The organism is Vibrio sp. 1CM2L, from assembly GCF_023161695.1.
GTDB classification, from domain to species: domain Bacteria; phylum Pseudomonadota; class Gammaproteobacteria; order Enterobacterales; family Vibrionaceae; genus Vibrio; species Vibrio coralliirubri.
The window spans coordinates 143,198-156,320 of sequence record NZ_JALNTT010000006.1 but is presented as its reverse complement, the minus strand read 5'-3'; the positions used below and the strand labels follow the sequence as shown (position 1 = coordinate 156,320).

The window sequence follows — 13,123 nt, the reverse complement described above, 5'->3', positions numbered from 1 at the left end:
AAGATCGTGCTAAGAGACTATAGCGTCAGCGAGCGTTGCGTTAAGAAAGAGGTAGGTATTAAAAAGCCGCTAACCAATGGTAAAGCGGCTTCCTGTAGAATAGAGAATAGAGAATAGAGAATAGAGAATAGAGAATAGAGAATAGAGAATAGAGGGCAGTTCTAAATTGCTAGCCGTATGTCTAATTCAATCGGCTTTGGCATGGCTAAGTGGTAGCCTTGATACATATTGAAGCCTAAACCCTGCATCGCTTCGAGTTGTTGTTGGGTTTCTATACCTTCAATCACTGTCTTTGCGCCAATCTGGTTTGCAAGATCAAGTACTAACTCCATTTCTCGAGTGTCGCCTTGTTCAAAGTCCAACATAACCGAGCGATCTATCTTGATGATATGAGGGTTAATATGACGAACGCGCTGTTCGGTTGATGCTTGTGTACCAAAATCATCGACCGCTATTTGAAAGCCATTATCGGCAAGCGAAAGGGCGGCATCTTTCAAACGCTCTTCACTTTCTGCATTCAACTCTACCAACTCCATCACTATCTGTTCGCATGAAAGGTTAAGCTCGTGAAGGCGTTTAGCTAACAAGCTGTCGCTGACCTTTTCTGCAGCAAACAACTCACCAACGTTTGGAAGAACGTTCAAAAATAGGTGTAAATGACGGATTGTCGATTGTGCGAAGTTACGGATATGAATCGCTCGACTCAGCCTCTCGACATTGATTTTGTCTGTGCTTGAGGTTTCGTCGGAATGGAAGAAGTGATCAGGACGAACAATATCACCTTTGTTATTTGAAATGCGCACCAAAGCCTCAACACCTATTTGAGTCATAGAAGAGTCGAATATAGGTTGATAGACGCTTCTAAGCGTCAGGTCTTGGTATTTCGCAATAAACTGCATATCAGCATCTACGGATATACAGCTAATAAATTCACTTCTGTCTGATAAAATCATAGTCGCTAGTAAAGAGGGCTTATTCAATGGCGGACGTACATGTCGCGGCTGTCACAATATTGACAGGTGTAAGTAAATTGTCAATTAATAAAAACTCATTTGTAGAGCCAATATTTAAATAAATATAATTAACGAAAAAACAGCATGATAATTGATATTAGTCATTAAAATTACTTATCATTCACCATTAATAATGACTATTGTGAATTTAATCTCTGAGTAATCTATCTCATATCAACACCAATCAATATAAGCTTTCAGCGCTAATACACCAGGTAAAAGTAAGGATAAAGCCTCAGGTTATGGGGGAATGTCAAAGTTACATTATTAACAAACAACTCTGTTTGCATATAAATGATATCTACTTCTCAAAATATGAACGATGAGCTGATAAGTTATTATTTTATCAAAGATAAACTTTGATTGATTATTGGGTAGGGCTTGAGTTGGGTTTTATAAAATATTGGGATGAAGGTCTAACTATTTACTTTCAAGACTGATTAAAAAAGTTGACCCGTATTCTTACTGCCATTGAAGTACTGCGTAAAGTTGCAGGTATTTACGAACCAGTTGTTGATTTCCTGACCGCTTTAAAGGGTGTCCAAATTTAATGAAGCAAGGGCTGATTTTAAAATTATTATTTAAGTCAGTAGCGAATTGAGAATCACTCTCTCTTAGCGTGATACCTTGTTGACTATATTCCGTGATCTCGTCTGGGAGTTCACCCATCCACCAATGCAATAATTCGCCACTGTTTTTACTTCGGCTAATCCAATGGTCGGAGACAATGATCAAAACGTCATTGGGTTGGATGGAAAATCCATACTCTTGTTGCCAATTATGGATGTCCAACATCAACTTTTTACGACAGGTTTTCCCAGCGCTCACCATATGATGACTGATCATCCAAACGGTACCGATTTCGGAAGATATTCGGAAGTGTCGAGGCGTTTCGCCAGAAGAGAGCATTTCAAGTGGGCTGATGTTGCTTGCATGATTAAAGCTAACGAAGGTGTGCTCCATTCGGCGAGCAAATGCCTTTCCTATATGGTGCTCACTGATCCCTTGATTGTGCACCGTAGGGTAGTGGCGTTCACAGAGCTTTAGGCAATCGTCTTGAAACTGATTAACGCTTTTAATCACTAGATCTAATAACAATGAAGTCCCTTATACACGGTTACTATCTTATTGATGGGCAATAGTACGGTAATTGCGGTGCCATTACCTATCGTCAAAGTGCGAGTTCTTGATCCCTCTATCAAAATTAGCCATAACTGAACGATTTTATGGATAGCACTGGCACTCTACTGGTCTGTAAACTAAATTATGAGGAATTATAGCTAGTTAGAAAACTTCGACTGATTAGCAAAGTTACAGTGAGCTAACGAAATTATAGTTTAGTTAGCGAATCACGATTGATCTACCTACTCTTTATTTGGAAACATTCATGACCATTCAATTAGATTCGAAACAAAAGTCTGAGCTTACTCATACGCTCCAAAAGTACCTGCAAGATGAACTCGATGTGGAGCTTGGTCAGTTCGACACGGAGTTCTTGGTCGATTTCATCAGCAAAAAATTTGGCGCAGTGTATTACAACAAGGGGATAGAAGACGCTCAAAAAGTGATGGAACGTAAGATGTTAGACATCTCAGATGAACTCTACGAGATCGAACAAATCGTTGAGATTTAAACCCAACAAGCGCTTGTTAGACAAAGAAATTTATCAATAAAGCAACTTGTTCAAAAATTTCGAATAACTCGTTTAATTTGAAATGATGTAACTAATGTAAAGCTTGGTAAATAATATGTTACACAAACTTAGTGTAGGGTACGATTTTCAAAACTACACGACTCGTTAACATTCGGAAGAGATGCATGGACAACAACGTTAGAAATTACAACCCTTTAGCTAGAGCGATGCATTGGATTTCAGCACTCGCGATATTTGGTTTGTTTGGTGTAGGCCTGTGGATGGTTGATCTTTCATACTACAGCGAGTGGTACAAAACAGCACCAGACTACCACCGCTCGGTAGGCATTCTTTTGGCTGCTGTTACCGTTATCCGCTTGGTTTGGAAGTTAGTTACCGTGTCACCTAAAGTGGAAGGTAAAAGCTATGAAGTTGCAGCAGCGAAGATCGCTCACGGCTTTATGTACATTAACTTAGCGGTTTTATTTATTTCAGGTTATTTGATTTCAACATCAGATGGTCGCGGGATCGACGTATTCAATTGGTTTACTGTACCAAGTATGGGTGAACTGTTTGCAAACCAATCTGATCTCGCAGGAACGATTCACTACTATGCTGCATGGGTACTGATCATCATGGCATCAGTGCACGCCTTAGCGGCGATAAAACACCACGTTATCGACAAAGACGATACGCTACGAAAAATGATAGGAGCTTCAAAATGAAAAAGTCAATTATCGCTACAGGATTAGCATTTGCAATGGCAATGCCTTTCGCTGCGAACGCCGCTGATTACGTGATTGATACAAAAGGTGCGCATGCTTCGGTTAACTTTAAAGTTAGCCACCTAGGTTACAGCTTTATCCAAGGTCGTTTTAACACATTCTCAGGTGACTTCTCATTTGATGAAAGCAACGTTGAAGCGTCTACAGTAAACGTAACGGTTGATACTACAAGCCTTGATTCAAACCACGCAGAGCGCGATAAGCATATCCGTAGCGGTGATTTCATCGATGCTGGTAAGTTCTCTGATGCGACATTCAACAGCACAAAAGTGGTTGATAAAGGTGACGGCAAACTTGAAGTTATGGGTGATCTGAAACTTCACGGTGTAACTAAGCCTATCGTTATCGAAGCTGAATTCATCGGTGCTGGTCAAGACCCATGGGGCGGTGAGCGTGCAGGTTTCGTTGGTACAACTCGTCTAGAGCTTGCTGACTTCAACATTCCAGTAATGGGCGCTTCAAGCTATGTAGATATGGATCTACACGTTGAAGGCGTAAAGAAGTAATCTAGCTTTCTAGCTTTCTAGCTTTCTAGCTTTCTAGCTTTCTAGCTCTCTGACAGGTATCAACATTTTTTAGAGACATCATCGATACTAAATAGGTCAACAGTTAGAAATAGAGAAAGGCGCAAAGTTTTCACTTTGCGCCTTTTTTATTGAGAGAAATGGCAACGTGTTTAGGTCTGTTTTGTGTCAAACCGTTTAGTACGTTAAAAGCCACCATTTACCTCTAGCCAGTCAACGTTGCCATGATTGAGTTATCTAATTGAACTACTAATCCCTAATAGTTCAACTTAAGATTAGTTAAGCTGTTTCTAGTTCAGCTTTAGGAACCACGTTTAGTCGGTCACCGTAGATTGGACGCAGTGCTTGCATCACTTCAATGCGAGTCAATACACCCACCATTACGCCATTTTCTAACACTGGAAGCATATGTGGTTGGTTTACTTTCATCGCTTTTGCACGCTCTTCTAGAGAAAGAGATGTCAGGCGAGTAGCGAAGCCCATGCTTGTCGTCGGGTACAATTGCTCTTTGTCGATGCATAGGAACTCAGCAACATCTACTAGTTTGTCGTTTGCATCAATTGCCACAACGTCACGGCTCATTAGGTCTACGACTTTCTGGCCTTTAGTTGGGATGTAATCTTGGCACCAAAGGTCAACCATTACGTCATGAACAGAGAAGATACCCACTAGACGGCCTTCAACATCGCAAACAGGAGCGCTAACAAGTTGCGCGTCTAAAAGTGTATCAATCGCGACTGATGTTGGCATTTCTACGCTCAGTGTAATTGGTTGAGTGTTCATGATTTGCTTGATAGTAGTTGCTGTGTTCATAGTAATTTCCTTAACTGACGTAATTTCTGTTGTTTGTGTAATAGCGGTAATTTTTGCTGCTTTAAGTTGTGGGCGACGGTAGATACTCCAGTTGGCTAAGCCGACCAATACTGAACCACCTACGATGTTGCCGATTGTCACTGGTATTAAGTTTGCTGTGACAAATTGCATGACGTTTAAGTCTGCGTACTGCGCTGGTGTTGCACCGATTTGCATCCAGAAGCTTTCCGGGGCGAATGTTTGAATCGTGATGCCTAGCGGAACCATGAACATATTCGCCACACAGTGTTCAAAGCCTGAGCTTACGAACATTGCAACGGGTAACACGGTCATCATTGCTTTGGTCATTGCGTTAGCAGAGCTGAACGTTAACCAAATCGCTAAACACACCAACAAGTTACAAAGCACACCCAAAGCAAACGCTTGAACAGGGCTGTGGTGTAGCTTGTGTTGAGCAATGTTTAGAGCGTTTAAGCCCCATTGCCCGCCATCCAGTTGATATAAGCCTGCTGCGCTTACCAAAGCCAATAGGAACATGGCACCGATAAAGTTGCCGACATACACCTTGCCCCAGATAGACAGCATCTTCGTGAAGGTGATTTGCTTGTTAGCCCATGAGATGCTTGATAACACTGAGCTGGTAAATAGCTCACCACCGCAAATCACAATCAAGATTAAACCCATACTGAAGGCAAGACCGCCAGCTAAGCGACTTAACCCCCATCCAGCATCAGCGCTGCCCGTGGTTACCGTGATGTAGAATAGAAAAGCAAGCCCGATGAATGCGCCAGCCATGATTGCCAAACTCAATGTCATGCTGCTGGTTTTATTTGCTTTGCTTAATGCAAACTTTTCTGCTTCCGCCATCATTTCTGTTGGTGAGAACAGTTGATGATTTTCAGAAGTGCTGGTTGCCATATCCCCCCCTTGAACAATCCGTCATGTGTAATTCCTAGTGTTAATGACTTGGTTAATCAGTAATGTTTTGCAGGGCTCGTTGTGTCCTGCCATTTCAGATTAGGGCGTTGAGGGGTAGAGGTAAAATTGATAATTTTTAGAAACCACATCAAATTTATTGATATAGATTTGGTTACGCGTAGAATGAAATTGATTGCTCATCGGCTTTATAAAAAACGAGCATCAGGACACAAATAATTAAAAGCATTAAGGATGAATTTTGCGTTATTCATTAAAGCAACTCGCGGTATTTGATGCAGTAGCAGACTCCGGGAGCGTTAGTCAGGCAGCAGACAAATTGGCGTTGACTCAGTCGGCGACAAGTATGTCTCTTGCACAGTTGGAAAAAATGCTCGGCAGGCCTTTGTTTGAAAGGCAGGGCAAGCAAATGGCCCTGACTCATTGGGGCATGTGGTTAAGGCCAAAAGCGAAGCGTTTACTGCAAGATGCGCAGCAAATTGAGATGGGTTTTTACGAGCAGCATTTGTTGAGTGGTGAACTCAAATTAGGTGCTAGCCAAACTCCAGCGGAACACCTCGTTCCGGATCTCATCAGTATTATTGATAACGACTTTCCTGAGATGCGAATCTCGCTTGGCGTGCAAAGTACCGACGCAGTCATTGATGGTGTATTAGATTATCAATATGACTTGGGCGTTATCGAAGGTCGTTGTGATGACAACCGAGTACACCAAGAAGTGTGGTGTACTGACCATTTAACGGTGGTTGCATCGGCTCATCACCCGTTTGCGAAGCGTGAACGAGTCAGCTTGGCACAATTAGAACAAGCAAAGTGGGTATTACGCGAACATGGTTCGGGTACTCGCAAAGTTTTTGATAGCTCTATTCACCATTTAATTGGCGATCTCGATGTTTGGCGAGAGTATGAACACGTTCCTGTTTTAAGAAGTTTGGTTGCAAACGGCCCATATTTAACGTGTTTACCTTATCTAGATGTCGAACAGTTTGTTGAGTCAGGCCAACTGGTGACGTTGAATGTTCCTGAGCTTGAAATGGAAAGAACCTTGTCCTTTATTTGGCGCGCTGACATGGCAGAGAACCCACTTTCTGAATGTATCAAGCGTGAAGGTAAGCGCATGATGAAAGGCAAGCCATCGGTTCTGTAAGATAGATTTGATAAAAGGCTAATAACTAAATCTGTTGAATAAGCGATTTCGGTCTCTATCTGGTGATAAATGGGTAACTGCATACATTATTAATGTGATCATGATCGGCTAAATAAGGGCTATCTTCCCATAGTATGCTTACTTGATTTTAAGTGAGGCTAAATCCGGTTGCGGACAATTACGTAATTAGGCTTTAGAAATAGTATGAGTACATTAGTCGCGATTTCATTAACAACAGGTATTTTGTCAGGTCTATGGGGATGGATTGCTATCTCTTTCGGCTTATTGTCATGGGCAGGTTTCTTAGGTTGCACCAGTTACTTTGCTTCGCCAACTGGCGGCGTTAAAGGACTAGCAGGTAGCTTATTGACCAACATGACTGGCGTATTCTGGGCAATGGTGATTATCGAAAGCTCAACCTTTGCAGGGTTAGAGATATTAGGCTACATGATTACTGCTATTGTGGCTTTCTTTATGTGTATTCAAGCGAAACAAGCGTGGCTTGGTTATATCCCAGGAACCTTCATTGGTTGCTGTGCGACGTTTGCTGCAGGTGGCGATTGGCAACTTGTAGTACCATCTTTACTGCTTGGTGGTGTATTTGGATACTTGATGAAAGCAACGGGGCTATGGCTTCACGAGAAATCGACTCAATCTTCGGAAGTTGTTGAACAACACTCTAAACAGGCAAAGGCTTAATTCGTTAACCTAACCTTAGTTAGTCACTGTGAACTCTTGCAAGATAACCCCCAATTAATTTGTATATCGATTTATACAGGCACACCGTTCGGTGTGCCTTTTTTGGTTGAGGCGACTAGCTAAATATTTCATCAGTAGAGCAACTGATAGTATCTATAAGACAAATTATGCTTAGGTGTTTCCGTTCGCCATGGTGATCACGCGTTTTAATGTCCACCTTAACAAAAGCGGAATGCATTCTTGTCCTTGATTCTCGCAATGAGAAACAATGGCAAGTGCAAGGTCGGGTTTTGCGTGTTTTTTCAATACCTTGGCGACCACTTTCTTTGGAGGGATAGGGTGATCGTAGGGAATCTTAACCATGTCACGGAAAAAGCTCTCAAACCCATTCATATATAGATAATGCTCGATATCTTTATCAGGCAGTTCCGTGAGTCGATGTCTTTCCTGATCATTACCGAGTTTCGATAACACTGTCGCGGCATACTTTTTACCAGCGGCATCGCCGTCAGTCACCACATGCCAATCAATGCCAAACTCTTGTGCAACCTTAATCAGCGCCTTAAGTCCTGATTGGGCGAACTCAATAATTTGCACACCTTCCGCTGCTAAGTTATAGCCACATTGGTTGGCAAGTTCATTGAACAACCAAACCTCGGTTTCACCTTCTACTAATAGCCAACATCGAGCAAACAGCGCCCCTGAGCGGTGGAAGCGGATATGAAAACCAATTCGACGAAGTTCATCCTTACTGAAGTGGTTCATGTTGAGTTGATTGGCGATGGTTTTGTCTGACTGACGTACCAAGCGACGAATCGATTGGAGTGGAACTGCTGCGAGTAGGTCGCCACTGTTGGTGGTGAGGATTTTCTGCATGGGCAATTTCTGCATCAAGCTCCAAGCCCTTGCCAAGTGTGTTGGGTGCAATCGACCTTCTGGATCTTCAAGGATCAAAAGAGGGCGTGCACATCGTCTTAAGTCGTTTGGCCCTTTAGCTTGTAGATAAGCGTTAAGTAACCCCATGAATAATAAGCGGGTTTGTTTGTTTTTAGTCTCTTCGACGAGTTGATGAATACTCTGATCATTGGCACCCGCAGAATAAAGCAATCCGTCTCGCTGTTTTCTAGGGTTACGACGAGAAGTACTTTTGAAAGAAAAATAGTGCTCAATCAGACTTTGCATCGACTCTAGACTACTGCGCATTTCACCTTTATTAACATGACCGGGAATCGCCATTAAACGACGGCATGTGTTGTCGATTCGTTTTTCTATTCTTGCTTGGCGACCATTACCGTTATTGGCGCCGTTTCCGTTTGTGCCATTTCCATTGCTAGCGTGATGATTCCCGTTTGAATTTGCATTATTAGCGTGACCGTTATTAGCGTGAACATTAGTCGGCAGGTGAGCATTGTGGTTAAGGGACTTGCCGTTGAAAGGACGATCAAAGTGCCTTGCATCACGCAAACGAATCACGGGATGTAAGGTCATTAATTCTTGAGCAAGCTTTTCTGAATGATGAAGCTTGAGCGGATTACCGTCCAAACCAAGAAATGCATAGTGTGTGGTTGTCTCATACTGCTCTAACGTCGCGCTGATACGATAGTAGATACGAAATACGCCAAACTCATCCTGAACCCAAGTAGGTTTGAGTTTGCGATAACGACCTGCGTTAAGTTCGCTCTTATCGTTAGCTTTTAAGGCGAGAACAATTTGAAGATGTTGAGACTGTGGATGTGAAACTGAGTAATCGACATGAAAATCGGTCATTTCAAAGTGATATGGCACACCGTCTGAGGGCAGAACGACGGAAAGGGCATCCAATAATGAAGACTTACCCCAAGTATTTTCACCAATAAGCGTGGTTAGCTCGTCAAACGCGAGTGACATACGCTTGATACCTCGAAAGCCAGAAATCTCGATTCTTTCTAGTTGCATAGGCTTACTCCTAACGGAAGGCTCTGCTAATTATTTGAAAGCTAACAGATATCTTTAATCATAATCGAAAAATCCAAATCCGGTATGCTCACCTGTCACAAAACCCGTTGTTTATTAATACGGCGCAAAATGAGATTTTTGATCTATCTCGAGTATTTTTTTGCAGTGCAGTTTCATAAAATTCACGATTCTGTCATGATTCTCGACCTAGTATGAAGGGACAAAGAGAGAAGAAAATATGACTAAAAAGAATAAGCCGACAAAAATAGTGTTGGCACACATCAACGACACCCACTCATACTTTGAACCAACCTCGTTACAGCTATCACTTAAAATGAACAACCACATCATTGAACCTTATGTCAGTGCTGGTGGCTTTGCTCGAATTTCAACACGCTTCAAACAAATAGAACAAGATGCCCAGCGTCAGAAGGTTGGAACCTTGTTCCTGCACGCTGGAGACTGCTTCCAGGGCACTTTGTACTTTTCTTTATTCAAGGGAAAAGCCAATGCCGATTTGTTGAATGCCCTTAATATAGATGCCATGACGCTCGGTAATCACGAGTTAGACATGGGTAATGAGCCCGTTGCGATTTTCGCGAAAAGAATCAAATTCCCGCTGTTGGCCGGTAACTGGAATCTATCGAATGAGGATATCAATAAAACTCATACGCTAGCGGACAACGACATTGTTAAGCCTTATCTGCTTGAAACACGAAGTGCTTCTTTTATAACGAAAGAATTTGATGGCGAGAAGGTCGCAATATTCGGCTTAAGCATCGACAAGATGGCAGGCATCGCTAACCCAGATATCGATACACCGTTTGAAAATGCTTTGGAAACAGCAAAAGTGACCATTGAGCAAATCCATCAAGCAGGCATCAACAAGATTGTGTTACTTAGTCATCTTGGCTACGAGGCTGATTTAGAGTTAGCAGCCAACGTAACAGGTATTGGCGTCATCGTTGGTGGTCATAGTCATCGCTTACAAGGTGATTTCTCTGATATCGGCTTGGTTAAAGATGATGAATACGGTGTCAAAATTGGCGATACCTATGTTGTCCAAGCGGGTTTCCACGCCATGAGCCTAGGACACTGCGAAATCGAGTTCGATTCTCAAGGCAAAGTGACGCACTTCAATGGTAAAAACGAACTGTTATTAGGCCGTCGACTCTTTATAGATGCAAAACTGAGTGAAGTAGGACAAGACGATGCCCACGATATGGCGTGTGAGTTTTTAAACAATCACCCTAATATTGCAGTGTGTAAGAAAGATCCTGAGCTGCAGAGCATTCTGACGGATAAATACCAGCCGCGAGTTCGAAAGCTTCAGCAACAAGTGATTGCTCATGCTGACACTAAACTTCGCCATGTACGTATTCCAGATGATAAAGGCCCGAGCCAACTCGCGCCGCTGGTTGCTCAATCATTTCACCATCTAATGAACAAGAAAGGGCATCACGTTGACTTTGCTATTCACAACGCAGGTGGTGTTAGAAATTCACTGAATAGCGGCGATGTTTCAGTTGCCGATATTGCCGGAAAACTACTACCGTTTGCCGTACCCATTGGTGTGTATGAAGTAAAAGGTGAAACGATCGCTGGCATGCTTGAAGGTGCAATCAATAACGCCCTGGATAATGGCGTCGTGGGCACAGGTTCAGGCAGCTTTCCCTATACGCACAACCTAAGGTTTTGCTACCACAAAGAAGCGCCTTTAGGACACCGGATTCACCATCTAGAAATCCACTCTGATGATTCAGGTTGGCAGGCTGTTTCTCGCAACCGTATTTACCGTGGTGCGTCGTCTGCCTACACAATGAAAGGGAAAGAGGGCTATAACGCTGTGTTGGATATGATAGGTGATGGCACGGTCACCACTGACTCTATGGCAGACTGCTTCATCGAGTTTCTACAAGACCACCCAGAGTCGCTTCAACACAATGAACCGTTGAATTGCATGGAGTGTTTTAGATAACCACACCTGATGCTGATGCTTAATGTTATTACGTTGGGTTATTTATAAAATTGGCATTGTTTATGCTTCATCTCTGCAGGTCGCCTTCTTGTGGAGATATGCATGGATAAGAAAGATTGGTTAGATGCGGTAGCGGTTGTCGGTTGGGTATCAGTTTGGTCAGCGTTAGTGTATTTGGTGCCGACTACAGGTTTGTAATGGCTCCGCGCGCTGGATAAGACTAGCTTTTGAACAGTCGCAGTATTGTTACTATCAATACACGCGATACCAAGCGTAAGTGAAAGAAATAAAAAAGGAGCAGATTGCTCCTTTTTTGCTTTTTCCGTGCAAATTTATATAGACGAAACACAATCAGAGGATTATTATCCACGCGTTTGGGGAGTAGTTAGCGCAAGTTTACATATCGTCATCTCGTTAGGCCAAGAGTCTATCCGGTATGTAAAGGTGAAATCCCATATTTCACTTCAACGAGACCAACGCAATCACAGTCAAGATCCGTAATGGAGCTTGATATGCTTTGTTTGCGGAAGGTCTTTGTACAGTTCTTCCGCCCGGAGGAATAATGAACTCAACTCAATCTCTATTATCTACAAATAGTGAATCCTTTTTTTCATCGCCAATCATGACGACTTATGCGGGCTTTTTCCTGCTGACGGTTATTCTCGTCTCTATTGATATCTATCAGACTCGTGGCGGCAACGTTACTATCAAGAAAGCGGCAATCTGGAGTGTTTTCTGGTTTGTACTTGCGTTTTTGTTTGCTGGCTCTATTTACCTATTTTGGGACATTTATGCGCCGAACAGTGACTACACAGCGCAAAAAGCAACCGTGTCATTCATTACAGGTTACTTGTTAGAAAAATCCCTTAGCGTAGACAACTTGTTTGTTTTTGCGATGATCTTTGCTCAATACCAAGTTCCTGAGCATCTAAGACCTCGTGCGCTTCTTTGGGGCGTAATTGGTGCATTGGTGCTTCGTGCAATTATGATCGCACTAGGCGCACAGCTATTGGCGGAATACCACTGGGTGCTTTACGTGTTCGCTGCGTTCTTAATTGGTACAGGTATTAAGCTGGCATTGGACAAGGGCGAAGAGGAGAGTGTGAATACACTGCCTGAAAAGCTACTTCGTAAAGTGATGCCGGTAACTGAAGATTTCCATGGTCCTGCATTATTGGTTAAACAGGGTGCTAAATGGGCATTCACGCCAATGATGTTGGTCATCGGTGCGATCGCAGTCATGGACGTGATGTTTGCATTGGACTCTATCCCTGCGATCTTTGCGGTAACACAAGAACCGTTCTTGGTATTAGCGGCAAACGTATTTGCGTTACTTGGCCTTCGTTCGTTGTATTTTGTACTGCAAGGTATGATGGACAAGTTCATCTACTTGAAACCGGCACTGGCATTCATCATGGTGTTCATCGGTGTGAAAATGCTATTGGTTGACAGTGAGTGGGCTATCCCAACTTATTGGTCGCTTGCTGTGCTGATTTCGACTATGACGATTGCGGTTATAGCGTCGGTTTATGCGAAGAAGCCAGGCATTGAACAAGTAAATTAAAAACAAATATAACTTATCGAAAAGTCGATAATGAACACGTGGCTGATGAAGTGGAAAATTTATTTATGTAAATTTTCTGTGACATTGGCCACTGTT

Annotated in this window: 11 protein-coding genes; 7 read left to right on the top strand and 4 right to left on the bottom strand. The window is 42.7% G+C overall.

Features of this window, described 5'->3' with window-relative positions; all coding sequences use genetic code 11:
• Positions 1-161: 161 nt before the first annotated feature.
• The gene (locus tag MSG34_RS18920) at positions 162-899 is read right to left on the bottom strand and encodes an EAL domain-containing protein (RefSeq protein ID WP_029235240.1); all 738 of its coding nucleotides are present in this window, start codon (positions 897-899) and stop codon (positions 162-164) included.
• Between the two features lie 576 nt (positions 900-1,475).
• Entirely contained in the window at positions 1,476-2,111 is a 636-nt protein-coding gene (locus tag MSG34_RS18915; protein ID WP_050620779.1) for a hypothetical protein, read from the bottom strand.
• A 289-nt stretch (positions 2,112-2,400) separates the two neighbouring features.
• On the opposite strand from MSG34_RS18915, the gene MSG34_RS18910 reads away from it, so the two are divergent.
• From MSG34_RS18910 to MSG34_RS18900, 3 genes are all read left to right on the top strand, one after another.
• Complete coding sequence (locus MSG34_RS18910) at positions 2,401-2,646, top strand: DUF2164 domain-containing protein (RefSeq protein ID WP_017059821.1); 246 nt, start codon at positions 2,401-2,403, stop codon at positions 2,644-2,646.
• 185 nt (positions 2,647-2,831) lie between these two features.
• A complete protein-coding gene (locus MSG34_RS18905; protein ID WP_050644835.1) occupies positions 2,832-3,371 on the top strand; it encodes a cytochrome b in 540 nt (179 codons plus the stop codon).
• Positions 3,368-3,937: a YceI family protein gene (locus tag MSG34_RS18900; protein WP_017059819.1), complete on the top strand. Its 570-nt coding sequence runs from the start codon at positions 3,368-3,370 to the stop codon at positions 3,935-3,937. Before MSG34_RS18905 ends, MSG34_RS18900 begins: the two co-directional genes overlap by 4 nt.
• Before the next feature lie 297 nt (positions 3,938-4,234).
• Here the strand turns inward: MSG34_RS18900 and focA are convergent, their stop codons facing one another.
• Positions 4,235-5,686 carry a formate transporter FocA gene (gene focA / locus MSG34_RS18895; protein ID WP_248339023.1) on the bottom strand — a complete coding sequence of 484 codons (1,452 nt, stop codon included), beginning with the start codon at positions 5,684-5,686 and terminating at the stop codon, positions 4,235-4,237.
• A 259-nt stretch (positions 5,687-5,945) separates the two neighbouring features.
• Here focA and MSG34_RS18890 point away from each other — a divergent pair, with 259 nt between their 5' ends.
• A complete protein-coding gene (locus MSG34_RS18890; protein WP_248339022.1) occupies positions 5,946-6,851 on the top strand; it encodes a LysR substrate-binding domain-containing protein in 906 nt (301 codons plus the stop codon).
• Positions 6,852-7,055: 204 nt separating this feature from the next.
• Complete coding sequence (locus MSG34_RS18885; RefSeq protein ID WP_248339021.1) at positions 7,056-7,550, top strand: DUF1097 domain-containing protein; 495 nt, start codon at positions 7,056-7,058, stop codon at positions 7,548-7,550.
• A gap of 171 nt (positions 7,551-7,721) precedes the next feature.
• Here the strand turns inward: MSG34_RS18885 and MSG34_RS18880 are convergent, their stop codons facing one another.
• Positions 7,722-9,485, bottom strand: a complete 1,764-nt coding sequence (locus MSG34_RS18880) for an ATP-dependent endonuclease (protein WP_248339019.1) — start codon at positions 9,483-9,485, stop codon at positions 7,722-7,724.
• Positions 9,486-9,723: 238 nt separating this feature from the next.
• On the opposite strand from MSG34_RS18880, the gene MSG34_RS18875 reads away from it, so the two are divergent.
• Entirely contained in the window at positions 9,724-11,463 is a 1,740-nt protein-coding gene (locus tag MSG34_RS18875) for a bifunctional UDP-sugar hydrolase/5'-nucleotidase (protein ID WP_248339017.1), read from the top strand.
• Between the two features lie 562 nt (positions 11,464-12,025).
• Complete coding sequence (locus tag MSG34_RS18870; RefSeq protein ID WP_048613684.1) at positions 12,026-13,027, top strand: TerC/Alx family metal homeostasis membrane protein; 1,002 nt, start codon at positions 12,026-12,028, stop codon at positions 13,025-13,027.
• The last annotated feature ends 96 nt before the right edge of the window (positions 13,028-13,123 follow it).

What these genes read in the sequence shown, in the direction of transcription:
- MSG34_RS18920 (WP_029235240.1), bottom strand. Translation starts at nt 899, where the DNA reads ATGCAGTTTATTGCGAAATACCAAGACCTGACGCTTAGAAGCGTCTAT.
- MSG34_RS18910 (WP_017059821.1), top strand. Translation starts at nt 2,401, where the DNA reads ATGACCATTCAATTAGATTCGAAACAAAAGTCTGAGCTTACTCATACG.
- MSG34_RS18905 (WP_050644835.1), top strand. Translation starts at nt 2,832, where the DNA reads ATGGACAACAACGTTAGAAATTACAACCCTTTAGCTAGAGCGATGCAT.
- MSG34_RS18900 (WP_017059819.1), top strand. Translation starts at nt 3,368, where the DNA reads ATGAAAAAGTCAATTATCGCTACAGGATTAGCATTTGCAATGGCAATG.
- focA (WP_248339023.1), bottom strand. Translation starts at nt 5,686, where the DNA reads ATGGCAACCAGCACTTCTGAAAATCATCAACTGTTCTCACCAACAGAA.
- MSG34_RS18885 (WP_248339021.1), top strand. Translation starts at nt 7,056, where the DNA reads ATGAGTACATTAGTCGCGATTTCATTAACAACAGGTATTTTGTCAGGT.
- MSG34_RS18880 (WP_248339019.1), bottom strand. Translation starts at nt 9,485, where the DNA reads ATGCAACTAGAAAGAATCGAGATTTCTGGCTTTCGAGGTATCAAGCGT.
- MSG34_RS18875 (WP_248339017.1), top strand. Translation starts at nt 9,724, where the DNA reads ATGACTAAAAAGAATAAGCCGACAAAAATAGTGTTGGCACACATCAAC.
- MSG34_RS18870 (WP_048613684.1), top strand. Translation starts at nt 12,026, where the DNA reads ATGAACTCAACTCAATCTCTATTATCTACAAATAGTGAATCCTTTTTT.